The sequence below is a fragment of the Nocardia sp. NPDC019323 genome (assembly GCF_044389845.1).
Lineage (GTDB): Bacteria > Actinomycetota > Actinomycetes > Mycobacteriales > Mycobacteriaceae > Nocardia > Nocardia implantans.
On the sequence record NZ_JBIRYN010000002.1, the window covers coordinates 381,735 to 398,274 of the forward strand.

Annotated in this window: 14 protein-coding genes and 1 tRNA gene; 12 read left to right on the forward strand and 3 right to left on the reverse strand. The window is 68.4% G+C overall.

Going from position 1 to position 16,540, the window contains the following annotated elements; translation table 11 throughout:
* Positions 1-642: 642 nt before the first annotated feature.
* Together ACH49X_RS09135 and ACH49X_RS09140 are read left to right on the forward strand one after the other, a co-directional pair.
* A complete protein-coding gene (locus ACH49X_RS09135; RefSeq protein WP_397069726.1) occupies positions 643-1,659 on the forward strand; it encodes a phosphotransferase family protein in 1,017 nt (338 codons plus the stop codon).
* 93 nt (positions 1,660-1,752) lie between these two features.
* Positions 1,753-3,135, forward strand: coding sequence for a hypothetical protein (locus ACH49X_RS09140; protein ID WP_323124350.1), 1,383 nt, complete (start codon positions 1,753-1,755; stop codon positions 3,133-3,135).
* A 116-nt stretch (positions 3,136-3,251) separates the two neighbouring features.
* Here ACH49X_RS09140 and ACH49X_RS09145 read toward each other — a convergent pair.
* Positions 3,252-3,334: transfer RNA gene (locus tag ACH49X_RS09145), tRNA-Leu, on the reverse strand.
* A 225-nt stretch (positions 3,335-3,559) separates the two neighbouring features.
* On the opposite strand from ACH49X_RS09145, the gene ACH49X_RS09150 reads away from it, so the two are divergent.
* The 8 genes from ACH49X_RS09150 (at position 3,560) to ACH49X_RS09185 (ending at position 14,043) form a co-directional block, all read left to right on the forward strand.
* Positions 3,560-4,957, forward strand: a complete 1,398-nt coding sequence (locus tag ACH49X_RS09150; RefSeq protein WP_357207594.1) for an FhaA domain-containing protein — start codon at positions 3,560-3,562, stop codon at positions 4,955-4,957.
* A 205-nt stretch (positions 4,958-5,162) separates the two neighbouring features.
* Positions 5,163-5,630 carry an FHA domain-containing protein gene (locus ACH49X_RS09155; RefSeq protein ID WP_014980860.1) on the forward strand — a complete coding sequence of 156 codons (468 nt, stop codon included), beginning with the start codon at positions 5,163-5,165 and terminating at the stop codon, positions 5,628-5,630.
* A complete protein-coding gene (locus tag ACH49X_RS09160) occupies positions 5,627-7,126 on the forward strand; it encodes a PP2C family serine/threonine-protein phosphatase (protein WP_195079601.1) in 1,500 nt (499 codons plus the stop codon). Before ACH49X_RS09155 ends, ACH49X_RS09160 begins: the two co-directional genes overlap by 4 nt.
* The gene (locus ACH49X_RS09165; RefSeq protein WP_195079600.1) at positions 7,126-8,610 is read left to right on the forward strand and encodes an FtsW/RodA/SpoVE family cell cycle protein; all 1,485 of its coding nucleotides are present in this window, start codon (positions 7,126-7,128) and stop codon (positions 8,608-8,610) included. The genes ACH49X_RS09160 and ACH49X_RS09165 overlap by 1 nt, the downstream gene beginning before the upstream one ends.
* The gene (locus ACH49X_RS09170) at positions 8,607-10,073 is read left to right on the forward strand and encodes a penicillin-binding protein 2 (protein ID WP_195079599.1); all 1,467 of its coding nucleotides are present in this window, start codon (positions 8,607-8,609) and stop codon (positions 10,071-10,073) included. The genes ACH49X_RS09165 and ACH49X_RS09170 overlap by 4 nt, the downstream gene beginning before the upstream one ends.
* Positions 10,074-10,110: 37 nt before the next feature.
* Positions 10,111-11,628 carry a protein kinase gene (locus ACH49X_RS09175; RefSeq protein ID WP_357207591.1) on the forward strand — a complete coding sequence of 506 codons (1,518 nt, stop codon included), beginning with the start codon at positions 10,111-10,113 and terminating at the stop codon, positions 11,626-11,628.
* A complete protein-coding gene (gene pknB, locus ACH49X_RS09180) occupies positions 11,625-13,526 on the forward strand; it encodes a Stk1 family PASTA domain-containing Ser/Thr kinase (protein ID WP_357207588.1) in 1,902 nt (633 codons plus the stop codon). Before ACH49X_RS09175 ends, pknB begins: the two co-directional genes overlap by 4 nt.
* Positions 13,527-13,623: 97 nt before the next feature.
* Positions 13,624-14,043, forward strand: a complete 420-nt coding sequence (locus tag ACH49X_RS09185; RefSeq protein WP_195079596.1) for a CBS domain-containing protein — start codon at positions 13,624-13,626, stop codon at positions 14,041-14,043.
* 177 nt (positions 14,044-14,220) lie between these two features.
* Here the strand turns inward: ACH49X_RS09185 and ACH49X_RS09190 are convergent, their stop codons facing one another.
* Both ACH49X_RS09190 and ACH49X_RS09195 read right to left on the reverse strand, forming a co-directional pair.
* On the reverse strand, positions 14,221-14,901 hold the full coding sequence (locus ACH49X_RS09190) for a dihydrofolate reductase family protein (RefSeq protein WP_357106906.1): 681 nt from the start codon (positions 14,899-14,901) through the stop codon (positions 14,221-14,223).
* Positions 14,898-15,542, reverse strand: coding sequence for an aminodeoxychorismate/anthranilate synthase component II (locus ACH49X_RS09195; protein WP_357207585.1), 645 nt, complete (start codon positions 15,540-15,542; stop codon positions 14,898-14,900). Before ACH49X_RS09195 ends, ACH49X_RS09190 begins: the two co-directional genes overlap by 4 nt.
* Before the next feature lie 97 nt (positions 15,543-15,639).
* Between ACH49X_RS09195 and crgA the strand changes: the two genes are divergently transcribed.
* Both crgA and ACH49X_RS09205 read left to right on the forward strand, forming a co-directional pair.
* Positions 15,640-15,903, forward strand: coding sequence for a cell division protein CrgA (gene crgA, locus ACH49X_RS09200; RefSeq protein WP_039803465.1), 264 nt, complete (start codon positions 15,640-15,642; stop codon positions 15,901-15,903).
* Between the two features lie 89 nt (positions 15,904-15,992).
* Positions 15,993-16,478: a PH domain-containing protein gene (locus tag ACH49X_RS09205; RefSeq protein WP_323124349.1), complete on the forward strand. Its 486-nt coding sequence runs from the start codon at positions 15,993-15,995 to the stop codon at positions 16,476-16,478.
* Positions 16,479-16,540: the final 62 nt, after the last annotated feature.

The window sequence follows — 16,540 nt, forward strand, 5'->3', positions numbered from 1 at the left end:
CAGTGGTCGGTGCACGCCTGCCTGCAGTACGAGAAAGCGAAGCGGCATGCGCCCGCCGACACCCGCGTAGCCATCATGTTCACTGCCGGATCACCGCGTGGTGCGGGGGCGCCTTCGCGCACCGCTGAGCCGGGCGCGATGGCACAGGACGCCGTCGTCGACGCCCGCGCCGTAGCCGGGGACATCGTGGCGCGGGAACTCCTCACCTACGACGCGACTCGCGAATTGGCTTCGGATGGCAGCGACGAAAGCTGGTCGCGAAGGTCCCAGCTGTTCACCGCGATCGGGCACGGCGACGGTATCGGTGTGCTGCGCTCGGCCGCAGATACCCTGCTGCTGAGCCGAGCCGTGGACCAGATCGTTCTGGTTCCCGGCTCGGCCGGCGACCGGCTTCCCACCGCCAGTCAGCTCAGGATCGGCACCGAAAATGTGTACACGCTCAACCCCCACCGCGACCAGAACGACGATCCGAAGACCATAGGGCTGATCACGGTCGGGCACGGCGCCGATATCGAATCCGCACCCGACGCCTCCGGCCGATCAGCCGCTCCGCTGATGGAGACCCCCACCAGCGTGCGCGATCTGTCTCAGCTGCTTCCCGCGCACGAATACCGGCCCGTCGGGGGCAGCCTCGGATGGACCATGACTCACGACGAGGGCCTGACGGTGTACCGAGCTGCACAACCCGTGCTGCGCGATGCGCTGTCGGGAACGTACAACACGACGGTCGTCCTCGAAGACCTCGGCCTGGTCCTGCGCATCGGCCAACCGGATACCGGCAGCTACGATCCACGTTTCGGACCCGAGCACAGAACCCTGCCTGTCATCTCGCAATACGTTCGGAACGCACCGCAACTGCTGAAAGTCCTCGACGGCCGCATGCCGGACGGGCGCGTCGTCGACGAATCGGCGCCGATTCTCATCGAAAGGCTCGCCCGGGGACACAATCTCGCCGAGACGTTCCGGCGAGCCGACCGGCGAACGATCCGGTCACATCAGGCTCTGATACTGCGCACCTTCGCGAACATCCACGAGCAGCTGCGCGCGATGCCGGAGAACCATCCGCTGCTGGCTCGACTGACACCGCCAGGCGTGGCGACGGGCGACACCGCCGGGTGGTACCTGAACCATATCGATTGGTACACCGACAATTTCTATCGACCGCACTACGCCCGCTTCGGGCGCCTCTTCGACGAGTTCGGCCTGCTGCGGGGAAATCCCTTCGAGCCGCTGAGAGATGAGGCTCGATCGATGCGGGACTCCCGCCACCACATCTTGCACGGCGACCCGAACGGGGGGAACTTCCTCATCAGCGACGATCTCCACATAACGCTGATCGACTGGGAACTCGTCGTCACCGGTCCGAGCGCCTACGACTGGGCCAGGTTGGGCCATCTCGTCCCGGAGATCGAGGTGCCCTACGAACTCGGCGGTCCCGACATGGTCGGATTCGCCCGCGTCGAGAAGTTCAAGCGGGTCATGAACGACACCGTCAAACTGGCGCCGCTGGCCGCTGCGGGCCGACTCACCCCGCAACTGATCGAATTCATCGAGACCGAATTCAGTGAGGCAGTGATCCAGATGCGCCAGCTGTCCGGGCACTCCGATCTACTGCCCCCGCGCGCCGAGCTCGAAATTCTTCGCTCCTGGCGACCCTGAAAGCAAGCTATCTTCGACGTTCGCGTTGCCACCGCGGAGGAACGCCGCTCGGTGCGGCGAGATCAGTGGCTCGATATCGACATGGAGGACGACGTGGCAGACGAACCCGGTGGGCTGACCGCCGAGCACCCGCTGGCTCGCGCGCTGGCGGCGCACGCGCCGACCGGGTGGCAGCGGGTGGACGCGGTGTTCGCGGTCACGGTGGTGAGCGAGGTCGCCCAGCTGGTCTACACGGTCGGGGAGCAAGTGATGCCGGTGGACCCGCCGGAGCCGGTGCTCGCCCTCGTGCGGGAGCACCGCGCGCTCGCGGCCGGCTCCGGTGCGGAACCGTGGTGGCGGCTGGTGATGGCGATGACGAGTTCGGGCGAGGTCGAGGTCACCTACGACTACGGCGACGAACCTTTCCCCGACGGCCAACTGTTCGTCCCGGAGGCATACCGCGCCGACCTCGAGGCGTATCCCCGCCGGAAAGTACCGGTGTGGCTGGCCGCCTATATCGGCCACGGTGACCGGCAGCGGCGCACCCCACAGCAGGCCGCAGCCCGAGCCCGTGCCGACCGGGCCGAAGGAGTGTGGGCCGTACTCGCGGAGAACGAGTTCCCTCCGTTCCCGCAGATGTGGGCCCGTTGGACGACCATCGCCGCGGCCTTCGTTGCGGCGAAGTCGGAGTGGGGTCCGCGGATGTTGCCCTGGGTCGGTGTCTTCGAAGGCACCGCGCGCGGTGGGTCGACCTTGCACGCGCTCCCCGCCGGACGAGCCGTGCTCTCCGGCGGAGTTTGGAACGCGCCGACCCTGGACGCGGTGTACAACGCGGGCGCGCCGATGCCGGAGTTGTACGGCGGCGCGCCGGACTGGGTCGCCGACCCCGTTTTGAATCCGCGGGCGGCTTCCGGCCTGCTGTCGTTCTGCTACTGGTGGGAAGCGGGGCGCTGGTACCGCGGACAGTCACCGTCCGCACGGGAGTGCGCGCCCGCGGTGCCGGGCATATGGACGCGAGACACGACGATCAAGATCGTGGCTGGGCTATGCGCGGAGAACACGGACACCGACGCGGTCGACGCGCTGCTGTCCGCCGCCGAGGCGGGCAGGGTGACGCGGGCGGAGCTGGTCGCCGTCTTCGGCGACGACGACCGTTACGACATCGACGGCGCGCTCTACCAGTTCTCGGTGGCCGGGCTGCGGTCGACGCTGCCCGAGCCGATGCCCGCCGAACAGGCGATCAGCCGGGTGCGGGACTACATCACCGGACGGCAGCTGGACACCACCGGCTACCCCCTGTCGGAACTGACCGCCGACCGCTTCCGCTTCGGCTGGAAGGTGCACGTGCCGGCGCGGGAGAACGCGCAGCCTCCCCGAGCGATCTTCTACCTCGCCGACGACGGCGAGTTCGCGCACTCGTCGTCGTCGGTCGACCAGCGGCGATTCATCGCCGCGTTCGAACAACGCTTCCTCGACCGTCACGGGCCGGTGGCCTGACGGACTGCCACCCGCGGTGGGAAGGCGCTGACCGGCGGCGCGGCGACGTCGGTCACACCCCTGCGTGGGCAAAAGAAAAACCGCGCATCAGCACCTGATGCGCGGTTTCTCGTCTGTGGGCGAAGGGGGACTTGAACCCCCACGTCCCGAAGGACACTGGCACCTGAAGCCAGCGCGTCTGCCATTCCGCCACTCGCCCGAGCGACTGGGAGACAGTATCACGGCCGCGCGCCGGATACGAAATCGCCATTTCAGAGGCCTGACCGGGGGGCTGAACGGGTCCGGGAACCCAGGGCCGTCGCCAAGAGTTACAGGTGTGGACGATCGTGGATATCATGCAATGAACGTGGTCGATCAACGACACGCCATACACGCGTGTCGTTGTTACGAATCAGGAAGAGACGCGCACCGAAGGGAGGCCGAGATGGGCATCGTTTCGCGATTCGAGCGTCGCCTGCAAGGCGCCGTCGGTGACGTGTTCGCCAGAGTCTTCGGCGGCAGTGTCGTGCCCCAGGAGGTGGAGGCGGCGCTGCAACGCGAGGCCGCCGATCATGTCCAGGACCTGGGCGGCGGGCATCTGCTGGCACCCAACAGCTATGTGATCACGATCAACACCTCCGATCACCAGCAGCTGGATGCCGACCACGACCTCACCACCCGCGCGTTCGCCAAACATCTACAGGACTACATCCGCGAGCAAGGCTGGCAGACCTACGGCGAAGTACACGTGGCGTTCGAGGCATCACCTACGCTGCACACCGGACAGTTCAGGGCGAGTGGCCGCGTCGATCCCGACGTCGGACACAGAGCCAGCGCGGCTCGCGGCCCCGAATCACCGCCACAACGACCTGCACACCCGCAACCAGGAGCTGGCCCCATGACGCAGAACTCAGGCTACGACCCGAGCCGTGAGCCCGCGGAGTCCGATCCACGCAACCGCGGGTACGCACCACCGCCTGCCGGACGCGGCGGCCCGCAGAACGGCGCGTACCGCGACGACTACGGCCGCGGCGGCGCGTACGGGGCGGATTACCAGGCTCCGGACGCGCAGCAGGGTTACGGCGACTACCAGAACGGCTACGACTACCCCCAGGGCGGCCAGGGCTACGGCCAGCAGGGCGGTTACGGCGAGTCCGGCTACGGCCAGCAAGGCGGTTACGGCGAGTCCGGCTACGGCCAGCAGAGCGGCTACGGGGAGCGTGGCTACGGCCAGCAAGGCTACGGCGAGTCCGGCTACGGACAGCAGGGCTACGCCGACCCGGCTTACGGCCAGCAAGGCTACAGCGACCCCGGGTACGGCCAGCAGGGTTACGCCGAGCCGGGTTATGGCCAGCCAGGCTACGGTCAGCCCGGCTACGGTCAGTCGGGGTACACCGATCCCAGCTACGGCGACCCGAACTACGCCGACCAGAGCGGCTACAGCCAGGACGACCAGGGCGGCTACGGTCAGGCATACTCCCAGCAACCCGGGTACGGCGCGCCGCAGGGCTACGCGGGCGGACAAGGCTACGGCGCCGCGCCGCAGGCCGGTTCGGGCTACTCCGCGACACTTCAGCTGGACGACGGCAGCGGCCGCACTTACCAGCTGCGGGAAGGCAGCAACATCATCGGCCGCGGCCAGGACGCGCACTTCCGCCTGCCCGACACGGGCGTCTCGCGCAGGCACATCGAGGTGCGCTGGGACGGGCAGACCGCGATGTTGTCCGATCTCGGATCCACCAACGGCACCCTGGTGAACGGCTCCCCCGTGCAGGATTGGCAGCTCGCCGACGGCGACGTCATCCGTGCCGGGCACTCCGAGATCCTGATCCGCATCGTCTGATCCCGTAAGCTCGCGGTGCAGGTCACGACATGGCTCTCGAGGGATTCGTCGGTCGTATCGTGATCGAAGTCGACCGACGGCCCTATGATGCTGCCAACACACGCGCGGCGCCGACACCGGGGCCGGCAAGACCAGCAGGCTGGTGGGGGTGGTCGAACCGCACCTACGGCACCGACGTACACGGTCGAACAGGAGGTGGAGCGCCGTGCAGGGACTGATCCTGCAACTGACCCGTGCGGGGTTCCTTCTGCTGTTGTGGTTGTTCGTGTGGGCTGTGCTGCGCACCTTGCGCAGCGACATCTACGCGGCATCCGGCATTCGGATTCAGCCCAGGGCCGCACGCGGTTCCGCGGTGCTGCCTTCCTTCAGCCGGGGCCAGAAGGGCGCCAAATTTCTTGTGGTGACTCAGGGTTCACTCGCCGGCACCCGCATCTCGCTCGGCACCCAACCGGTGCTGATCGGGCGTGCGGACGATTCCACGCTGGTACTCACCGATGATTACGCCTCGACCAGGCATGCGCGACTGTCTCCGCGTGGTGACGACTGGTACGTCGAGGACCTCGGCTCGACGAACGGCACGTATCTCGATCGCGCGAAAGTCACCACCGCCGTCCGTGTTCCACTCGGCACGCCCGTCCGTGTCGGCAAGACAGTGATCGAGCTGCGATCGTGACACTTGTTCTCCGCTACGCAGCGCGCAGCGACCGCGGTCTCGTCCGAGGCAACAACGAAGACTCCGTGTACGCGGGCGCCCGGCTGCTCGCACTCGCCGACGGCATGGGCGGCCATGCCGCGGGAGAAGTCGCGTCCCAGTTGATGATCGCCGCGCTCGCCCATCTCGACGACGACGAACCCGGCGACGATCTGCTCGGCAAGCTCGACGCGGCCACCCGAGAAGGCAACGCGGCCATCGCCGATCAGGTCGAGGAGGAGCCCGAGCTCGACGGCATGGGCACCACGCTCACCGCGATCCTGTTCGCAGGCAAGAAACTCGGCCTGGTGCACATCGGTGACTCGCGCGCCTACCTGTTGCGCGGCGGCGAGCTCACCCAGATCACCCGGGACGACACGTTCGTCCAGTCGCTGGTCGACGAGGGCAGGATCACACCGGAGCAGGCGCACACGCACCCGCAGCGTTCGCTGATCATGCGCGCGCTCACCGGCAACGAGATCGAGCCGACGCTGATCATGCGCGAAGCCCGCGCGGGTGACCGCTACCTGCTGTGCTCCGACGGTCTGTCGGACGTGGTCAGCGACGAGACGATCGCGAACACCATGCGCGAGGGCAGCACCGACGAGTGCGCCGACCGGCTCATCGAGCTGGCGTTGCGCAGCGGCGGCCCGGACAACGTGACCGTCGTCGTCGCCGACGTCATCGACTTGGACTACGGCCAGAGCCACCCGATCGTCGCGGGCGCCGCGTCCGGCGTCGACGAGGACACACCGCCGCCGAACACCGCCGCGGGCCGGGCCTCGGCGCTGCGCCCGCCGCGCGCCGCGCCGCGCCGGGCCGCCGCCGCGCCCGAGCCGCCCGCGAAGAAGTCGCACCGGCTGCGCTGGATCGTGCTCGCGCTGGCGCTCGTCGTCGCGGTCTGCGTCGGTCTCGTGGTCGGCTACAAGATGATCCGCAGCAACTACTACGTCGGGGCAGACGACGGTTCGGTGGTGATCCTGCGCGGATTGCCCGGCTCGATCCTCGGCTACTCGATCCACGACGTGAACCTGGTCGGATGCGTGACCCGCAACGGTGAACTCACCCTGACCGAGCCCGGCGAGAACGTGCCGTCGGCGTGCAAGCCGCTGAAGGTCACCGATCTCAAGCAGACCGGCCGCGACCAGGTGGACAAGGGCTTGCCGCCCGGATCGCTGGACAAGGCCAGGGACTCGATGACCTACCTCGCCCAGCGCGAACTGCTGCCGCCGTGCGCGGTCAAGGAATCAGCGCCGCAGCCGGGAGTCGTTCCGTCGCCGGCCGAGACCGCGGCGCCCGCGCCCAACGGCGCTCCGCCCGCTCCGGCCACCGGCGCGCCCGCGCCCGCCCCCGCGCCCGAGCAGGGCGACGCCAGGGGCACCGAGATCAAGACGCCGACGACGTCGACTCCCGCCGCGCCGACCAGCACATCGCCCGCCCCCCAGACCGCGGGGGAGAACTGCCGGGTGACGGACTGATGTCCGCGCCGGCACCGCCGTCGGCTGGGGCTTTTCCCAGTCCCCCTGGCGGCTTCGCTCCCGCGCCACCGCCGAGCACCAGGCGCAACGTCGAACTGTTGCTGCTCGGGGCGGCGGCGGTGATCACCACCGTGTCCCTGTTCCTGGTCGAGGCCAGTCAGGAACAGTCGATCACCTTGGACATCGCCAAATACGGCTTGGCCTACCTGGCGTTGTTCGGTGTGGCGCACCTGGCCGTGCGGCGGTTCGCGCCGTTCGCCGACCCGCTGCTGTTGCCGATCGTGGCGCTGCTCAACGGACTCGGCCTCGTGCTGATCCACCGCCTCGACCTGGCCGACCAGCAGACCGCCGCCTACAACTCGTGGGCGAGTCCGTCGCCCGACGCCAATCAGCAGATCCTGTGGACCGCGCTGGGCACGATCGTGTTCATCGCACTGCTGATCGCACTGCGCGACTACCGCACCCTGGCCCGCTACAGCTACACCCTCGGCCTCATCGGCCTTGTCGCGCTGGCTATCCCGGCGCTGCTGCCCAGCGCGTTCTCCGAGACCAACGGCGCGAAGATCTGGATCAGGCTGCCCGGGTTCAGCGTCCAGCCGGGTGAGTTCGCGAAGATCCTGCTGATCATCTTCTTCGCCTCGGTGCTGGTGGCCAAGCGCGAGATCTTCACCGCCGCCGGGCGCCACGTGCTCGGCATGGAGTTCCCGCGCGGCCGCGACCTCGGCCCGATTCTCGCCGTCTGGGTCGTCTGCATCGGCGTGCTGGTGTTCGAGAAGGATCTCGGCACCTCGCTGCTGATCTTCAGCACGGTGCTGGTGATGCTCTACATCGCGACCGAACGGGTCGGCTGGCTGGTCATCGGCGGCGGACTGCTCGCGCTCGGCTTCGTCTTCGCCTACCAGTTGTTCGGCCACGTGCGGGTCAGGGTGGAGACCTGGCTGCACCCGTTCGACGACTACAACAACACCGGCTACCAGATCTCGCAATCGCTGTTCGGCCTGGCCACCGGCGGTCTGGCCGGCACAGGCCTCGGCAGCGGCAGGCCGAACCAGGTGCCGTTCGCCAAGACCGACTTCATCGTCACCACGATCGGCGAGGAACTCGGCTTGATCGGGCTGGCCGCGGTGCTGGCGCTGTTCCTGGTGTTCGTGGTGCGCGGACTGCGCACCGCGCTCGCGGTGCGCGACAGCTTCGGCAAGCTGCTCGCGGCCGGCCTGTCGTTCACCATCGCGATCCAGCTGTTCGTCGTGGTCGGGGGTGTGACCAAGCTGATTCCGCTGACCGGTCTCACCACCCCGTTCATGTCCTACGGCGGATCTTCGCTGCTGGCCAACTACGCATTGCTGGCGTTGCTGATCAAGATCTCCGACGCCGCCCGCGCACCCGCCCCGGTGCGCAAGAAGGAACCGGCGCCGATCGCCGACGCGCAGACCGAACTGCTGCGGCGCGACGGCGGGCGACCGGAGGCGGGGCCGCTGACATGAACACTCCACTACGCCGAGTCGCGATCGCGGTGATGGTGATGGTCGTCGCGCTGCTGGCGAACGCCACCTACGTCCAGGTGATCAAGGCCGACGATCTGCGCTCCGATCCACGCAACTCCCGGGTGCTGCTGGACGAGTACGCCCGTCAGCGCGGGCAGATCTCGGCCGGCGGCACCGTGCTGGCCAGCTCGGTCGCGACCGATGACCGCTACAAGTACCTGCGCACGTACCCGAGCGAGCCCGCGGCGTACGCGCCGGCCACCGGCTTCTACTCGATGCAGTACGGCAGCACCGGACTGGAACGCGCCGAGGACTCGGTGCTCAACGGCTCCGACAGCCAGCTGTTCGGCAGCCGTCTCGTCGACCTGATCTCCGGCCGGGATCCGCGCGGCGGCAACGTGCTCACCACGCTCAATCCGGTGATGCAGCAGGTGGCCTACGACCAGATGACCAGCAAGGGCTACACCGGTTCGGTGGTGGCGATCGAGCCGAGCACCGGCAAGATCCTCACCATGGTCTCCACGCCGAGTTACGACCCGAACCTGCTGTCCGGGCACGACGGCGCGCGCGGCACCCAGGCGTGGGAAACCCTGAGCGCGGATCCGAACCATCCCATGCTGAATCGCGCCATCTCGCAGACCTATCCGCCCGGCTCCACGTTCAAGGTCGTGGTCACCGCCGCCGCGCTGGCCAACGGCGTCGCGACGCCCGACGACCAGTTCACCGCCGCGCCGAACATCACGCTGCCGGGCACCAGCACCACGCTGGAGAACTACAACGGCTCCACGTGCGGTCCCAACCCCACCGCTTCGCTGCTCGAGGCGTTCCGGCGCTCGTGCAACACCGCCTTCGCCGAACTCGGCGTCAAGGTGGGCGCCGCGACCCTCAAGGACGAGGCGGCCGCGTTCGGCATCGGCCCGCACCGCGGGATCCCGATGCCGGTGGCGGAGAGCACCGTCGGCACCATCTCCGACGACGCCGCTTTGGCCCAGAGCAGCATCGGGCAGCGCGACGTGGCGCTGACTCCGCTGCAGAACGCGGTCGTCGCGGCGACCATCGCCAACGGCGGCGTCCGGATGGAGCCGTACCTGGTCGATCAGTTGCAGGGCCCGGACCTGAGCGAGCTGTCGAAGACCAAGCCGGTCTCGGTCGGCCAAGCCGTCAGCGCCGATGTAGCGTCGACCGTGACGAACATGATGATCGCGTCCGAGGGCAACACCGCTGGAGGTAACCGGACCCCTTATCAGATCGCGTCCAAGACCGGCACCGCGGAGCACGGGAGCAACCCGCGCAACACACCGCCGCATGCTTGGTACATCGCGTTCGCCCCCGCGCAGAACCCGAAGATCGCCATCGCGGTGATCGTGGAGAACGGTGGGGACCGGGCGCTTGCCGCGACCGGTGGTTCGGTCGCCGCGCCGGTGGCTCGCGCGGTTCTCGACGCCGGTCTTCGAGGGGGCTGAACGATATGGATGTGCGAGTGAAGGTACGGGGACCTCGATGCTGAACAACGGTGCGATGATCGCCGACCGGTATCGGCTGCAGCGACTGATCGCGACCGGCGGCATGGGCCAGGTCTGGGAAGCGCTGGACACCAGGTTGGACCGCAGGGTCGCGGTCAAGGTGCTGAAATCGGAGTTCTCGGCCGACCCGACGTTCCGGCATCGATTCCGCACCGAGGCGAAGACCACCGCCCAGCTGAATCACCCCGGTATCGCGGGCATCTACGACTACGGCGAGACCATCGACCCGCAGGGCAGCGAGATCGCGTACCTGGTCATGGAATTCGTCCAGGGCGAGCCGCTGAACACGGTGCTCAACCGTTTGGGCAGGCTGTCGGTCCCCCAGGGGCTCGACCTGCTCGAGCAGACCGGGCGCGCGCTCGAGGTGGCGCACCGCGCGGGCGTGGTGCACCGCGACGTGAAGCCGGGCAACATCCTGGTGACCCCGACCGGGCAGGCGAAGATCACCGATTTCGGTATCGCCAAGGCGGTGGACGCCTCCCCGGTGACCAAGACCGGCATGGTGATGGGCACCGCGCAGTACATCGCGCCGGAACAGGCGGTCGGCGAGGACGCCACCGCGGCCAGCGACGTCTATTCGCTCGCCGTGGTCGGTTACGAAGCGCTGGCCGGACAGCGGCCGTTCACCGGCGACGGCGCGCTCACCGTCGCGATGAAGCACGTGCGCGAGACGCCGCCGCCGATGCCCGCCGACCTGCCCGGCAACGTGCGCGAACTCATCGAGATCACGATGGAGAAGGACCCGGCGCGCCGCTACGCAAGCGGTGGCGAGTTCGCCGACGCGGTCGCCGCGGTGCGGGCGGGCCGCCGTCCGCCGCCGCCGAGTGGCATGCACCCCGCCGCCCCCTTGACCGGTGCGACGCGCGTGCTCCCGCCCGGCCCGACCGCCGTGATCCCCTCGACGCCGTCCGACTTCGACGGGGCGACGGTGCGCTACTCCACGCCCGCGGCAGGAGCGGTAGGAGCGGCGAATCGCGCCGGCACGGTCGCGGCTCCGGCCACCGTGCTCAGCCGCGGCGCGGCCGATCAACCGCCCGGTGGCGGCAAGGGTTTCAGCACCACTCAGAAATGGCTCACCGGACTCGGCGTCGGCGCCGTACTGCTCGCCGCGCTCACGGCTTACCTGCTCTTCGGCGGCGACACCAACCCCGATTCCACCCCATCGCCGACCACGACGTTCGCACCGAATCCGAAGCCTGCCCCGCCGGTGGCCACCACGACCTCCCCCAAGCCAGCGCCCGCGCCGGTGGAAACCGAAACCTACGAACCGACCACCACCGAGCCGAAGACCACGACACCGGAGCCAACGACGACCACCGCGCCGCCGACCACCACGGCACCGAGCACGACGAAGCCGACGACCACCGCGCCCACGGCCACCGCGACCCGCCCACGCATCCCGACCCTCGACATACCATTCCCGGAGATTCCCGGTGCCCGGGGGCCTTCGGCCACTCGCAGCGGATCCGCCACTTCTTCGCAAGGACTGCCATGACGACCCCGAAGAACCTCTCGTCTCGCTACGAGCTGGGCGAGATCATCGGGTTCGGCGGCATGTCCGAGGTGCACAAGGCCCGCGACGTCCGGCTGAGCCGGGACGTGGCGATCAAGGTGCTGCGGGCGGACCTGGCCCGCGATCCCACGTTCTACCTGCGGTTCAAGCGGGAAGCGCAGAACGCGGCCGCGCTCAATCATCCGGCCATCGTCGCGGTGTACGACACCGGTGAGGCGGAGGTGGACGGCGGCCCGCTGCCGTACATCGTGATGGAGTACGTCGACGGCGACACGCTGCGCGACATCGTGCGCGGCAAGGGGCCGCTGCCGCCGCGGCGCGCGATGGAGATCATCGCGGACGTCTGCGCCGCATTGGATTTCAGCCACAAGGCCGGGATCGTGCACCGCGACATGAAGCCGGCCAACATCATGATCAACCGTGCCGGCGCGGTGAAGGTGATGGACTTCGGCATCGCGCGCGCGATCGCCGACAGCTCCAACCCGATGACGCAGACCGCGGCGGTGATCGGCACCGCGCAGTACCTCTCGCCGGAACAGGCGCGCGGCGAGACGGTGGACGCCCGCTCGGATGTCTACTCGGTCGGCTGTGTGCTGTTCGAGATCCTCACCGGCGAGCCGCCTTTCACGGGTGACTCGCCGGTCGCCGTCGCCTACCAGCACGTCCGGGAAGACCCGCGACTGCCGTCGCACGTGTACTCGGGGGTGCCGCGCGAGCTGGACTCGGTCGTGCTCAAGGCGATGAGCAAGAACCCGGCCAACCGGTACCAGACCGCCGCCGAGATGCGCGCCGACTTGATCCGGGTGCTCGGCGGCCAGAAGCCGAGCGCTCCCATGGTGATGACCGACGAGGACCGCACCACCATGATGGGCGCGGACGAGCCGCCGCCGCGCAGCTACCGCACCGTCGAGCGCAACGACGACACCGCCGAGCAGGACCCGGCCGAGCCGAACGGCCGGCGCCGGACCGCCTACATCGCACTCGGCGCGGTCGCGGCGGTCGCCGTGGCTTTCGCCCTGTTCTGGGTGCTGCTCGGGCCGGGCAGCCGACCGGACCAGGTAGCGGTTCCCGATCTGTCCAACAAGTCCTCCCAGCAGGCGCAGGACGCGTTGCAGAAGCTCGGCTTCACCGTGGCGATCCAGCAGAAGCCCGACAGCAAGGTCGCCACGGGCAACGTGATCGCGACGCAGCCGTTGGGCGGCTCGCGGATCGACGAGGGAAGCACCGTCACGGTGCAGGTGTCCTCCGGGCCCGCCCAGGTGCAGGTGCCGAAGCTCACCGGGTTGACCCAGGAGCAGGCCGAGCAGGTGCTGAATTCCAAAGGCCTGCGGATCAACCCGAACATCGAGCGCAAACCGTCGAGCATCGCCGAGAAGGATCAGGTGATCGAGCAGAATCCGTCGCCGGGTTCGAAGGTCGACGTCGACTGGGAGGTCGTCGTCACGATCGGCACCGGCCCGGAAGCGGTTCGCGTTCCCTACGTCGTCGGCCAGACGATCGACGTGGCGCAGCCGAACATCGAGGGCAACGGCTTCAAGGTCGTCGTGCAGGAGGTGCAGTCCTCCAAGCCGAAGGGCGAGGTGGTCGCCTCGAGCCCGGCCGGTGGCAGCAACGCGGAGAAGGGCTCGACGGTCACCGTGCAGGTATCGGCGGGCGACCTGAAGATGCCGTCGCTGGTCGGCCTGACCGTCTCGCAGGCGGTGGAGAAGCTGCGGGCGGAGGGCTGGACCGGTAGCACCAGTCAGATCAGCCAGTCGCCGCAGGGAACCTTCGACGCGGGCAGCGTCGGACGCATCCTCAGTCAGCAACCGTCCGCGGGCAGTTCGATCCAGAAGAACAGCGCCATCCTGGTCGGGGTGGGAGTGCTCGGCCCGCCGTGATCGGCGGTATCCAGAAAACGAGACCATCCGGTGTGAATTGCGGGAGAATGATGCTGCTCCATCCCAATCAGCGCAGCTGAGCACGAGGAGGTAGCTCATGACCACTGCCAGGGACATCATGAAACCGGGCGTTCAGTGGATCGGCAAGGACACGACCATCGAGCAAGCCGCACGCACCATGGCCGAGCTCAACGTCGGGTCGCTGATCGTCTCGGACGACAACGAGCGCATGTGCGGCATCGTCACCGACCGCGACATCGTGGTGAAGTGCATCGCCCAGGGCAAGACCCCCGCGGACTGCCGGGTCGAAGAACTGTGCGAAGCGACGCCGCGGTGGGTCGATGCCAACGCCGACATCGAGGAAGTCCTCGATGAAATGGAGAGCAACCGGGTCAAGCGCATGCCGGTGATCGAGGACAAGCGGCTCGTCGGCATGATCAGCGAAGCGGACTTGGCCAGGCATCTGGACGACAACCAGCTCGGCGAGTTCGTGACCGCCGTCTACGGGCGTCCGTAGCTTTCCCACCGCGCGGAGAGCGGCGCCCGCCGCCCTCCCGGCTACTTCTACGCACTTCGGCAAGGCCCACCGTGGTTACCCACAGCCCGCTCGAGGTGCCATGTGAGCCGACCGGCCGCGGGCGGTGAACCCGCCGTCCGCGGTGGGTCGCTCCGCTACCGAGGGACGACTCCCGCGTCAGGTCCGGTCGGCCTTCGGCAGATACCGCAGCACGGCGACATCGCCGACTTGCGTCACGCCGGTCAGTCGCATCCTGCGGTGCGGCGCGCCCGGAAAATCGGCCGGATCGAGGAAGCGCGGGGCCGCTACGTCACCCACCAGGATCGGGGCCACCGCGAGGTGCAGTTCGTCGGCCAGATCGGCGGCGAGGAACGCGGTATGGATGCGAGTGCCGCCCTCCACCATGAGACGGTCGATACCGCGGCGGCCGAGATCGTCCAACAGCGCGGCGAAGTCCAGTTCGGCGCCGAGATCGACCACCTCGGCGAGTCCGGCCAGCCGGGCGGTGAGTTTCGCCGCGCCCGCCGCCGTGGTGTAGACGAGCTTGCCGCCGCCGTGGTGCCAGAACCGCAGCTCGGGATCCAGCTCGCCGCTCGCAGAGACCGTCACCTTCAACGGATATTCCGGCTTGCCCGCGGCGAGCCGGGCCGCCCTGCGCTCTGCGCTGCCCACGAGCAGTCGCGGATTGTCGCTGCGCAGGGTCTGCGCCCCGACCAGGATGGCGTCGGAGTCCGCGCGCACCTGGTCGACCCGGTCGAAGTCCGCCGCGTCGGACAAATGCAGCCGCTCGGGACTCGCGTCGTCGATGTACCCGTCGATGCTCATCGCGACCGACAGCAGCACATGCGGACGGGTCACTGCAGCACCAGCGCGGCGACCTCCGCCTCCAGCGTCCGCACCAAGCCCTCGGCCGGACGCTCGCCGCACACGCCGAGCCAGTTCGCCAGCATCCGGTGCCCGCCCTGGGTGAGCACCGATTCCGGATGGAACTGCACCCCGTGGATGGGCAAGGTGCGATGCCGCATGGCCATCACGATCCCGCTCTCGGTGCGTCCGAGCACCTCGATCTCCTCCGGCAGGGTCTCCTCGAGCACGGTGAGGGAGTGGTACCGCGTGGCGGTGAACGGATCGGGCAGACCGGCCAGCACGCCGGCGCCGATGTGGAAGACGTCGCTGGTCTTCCCGTGCAGCAATTCGGGAGCCCTGGTGACGGTGGCGCCGAACGCCTCGCCGATCGCCTGGTGGCCGAGGCACACACCGAGCAGCGGGACACTTTCCTCCGCGCACGCGCGCACCAACGGGATACTCGCGCCCGCGCGGTCGGGAGTGCCGGGGCCTGGACTGATCAGGATGCCGTCGAAGTCTCCGACCACCGCGCCGACGTCGGTCAGATTCGGATCGTCGTTACGCCAGACGACCGCTTCGACACCCAGCTGCCCGAGGTACTGCACCAGGTTGAAGACGAAGCTGTCGTAATTGTCGACGACCAGAACACGCATGGCATCGAGATTACGTGCCCGCCCGGCACCGCGTCGCATCCATTACCTGTTGGGATAGCCTAGAGACCACGACCTGCACGCCGAATACGAGGACGTCATGCCCAAGTCGAAGGTCCGTAAGAAGACCGACTACACGATCAACCCCGCCAGCCGGACCCCGGTGAAGGTGAAGGCCGGGCCGTCGCCGGTCTGGTATGTCGCCATCATGCTCGGGTTCATGCTCGCCGGGCTGGCCTGGCTGCTGGTCTACTACTTGGCGGCCGAGCAGATCAGCTGGATGAACGACCTCAACGCCTGGAACTTCCTGATCGGCTTCGGCCTGATGGTGGTCGGCCTGATCATGACGATGCGCTGGCGCTGAGCGACGACAGCGACCGGATTACAGACGTGTCATTCATGCACACCTGTGGATGAGCCTGTGGACAACTCGAGGAGCGATTGGGGAGTGCGGTGAGTTCGGAGTCCGCGGTGCCCGGCCGGCCGGACCGCGACGAACCGAGCCTGGCCTGGACCACGCCCACCCCCGCGCTGGTCGCCGTCGCTGTGGGCGGCGTCGCGCTGGCGGTCGCGGCGGTGGTCAGCACCGAGGCGGCGAGCCGCCTGCTCGTCGGGTTGGCGGCCGCCGGACTGCTCGCCCTCGCCGCGCTCGGATTCCGGCAACGCCCGCGACTGTCCGTGGCGCCCGGTGCGCGGCCACGCATGGTCGTCCGCACGCTGACGGGACCGGACGAATACACCCCGGAGCAGATCATCCGCGCCCGCGTCGTGAGCTATCGACGCCTGGGGCGCAAAATGCCGATGCTGGAACTCGACGTCCAGCGCGACGGCGCGGACCGGCTGTTGATCTTCGGCCGCTGGGACCTGGGCGCCAATCCCGAACTCGTCTATCGAGACGTGGTCGCGGCCATGCGGCTCACTCAGGACAAAACCCGCTGAACACGCCGCGGCCGGGAAATTCGGCACCCGGCCGCGAATGTTTCACGTGAAGCGAATCTCGC

Coding starts and splice junctions, on each gene's coding strand:
- ACH49X_RS09135 (WP_397069726.1), top strand. CDS start 643: ATGACTCACGACGAGGGCCTGACGGTGTACCGAGCTGCACAACCCGTG.
- ACH49X_RS09150 (WP_357207594.1), top strand. CDS start 3,560: ATGGGCATCGTTTCGCGATTCGAGCGTCGCCTGCAAGGCGCCGTCGGT.
- ACH49X_RS09165 (WP_195079600.1), top strand. CDS start 7,126: ATGTCCGCGCCGGCACCGCCGTCGGCTGGGGCTTTTCCCAGTCCCCCT.
- ACH49X_RS09170 (WP_195079599.1), top strand. CDS start 8,607: ATGAACACTCCACTACGCCGAGTCGCGATCGCGGTGATGGTGATGGTC.
- ACH49X_RS09175 (WP_357207591.1), top strand. CDS start 10,111: ATGCTGAACAACGGTGCGATGATCGCCGACCGGTATCGGCTGCAGCGA.
- pknB (WP_357207588.1), top strand. CDS start 11,625: ATGACGACCCCGAAGAACCTCTCGTCTCGCTACGAGCTGGGCGAGATC.
- ACH49X_RS09185 (WP_195079596.1), top strand. CDS start 13,624: ATGACCACTGCCAGGGACATCATGAAACCGGGCGTTCAGTGGATCGGC.
- ACH49X_RS09195 (WP_357207585.1), bottom strand. CDS start 15,542: ATGCGTGTTCTGGTCGTCGACAATTACGACAGCTTCGTCTTCAACCTG.
- crgA (WP_039803465.1), top strand. CDS start 15,640: ATGCCCAAGTCGAAGGTCCGTAAGAAGACCGACTACACGATCAACCCC.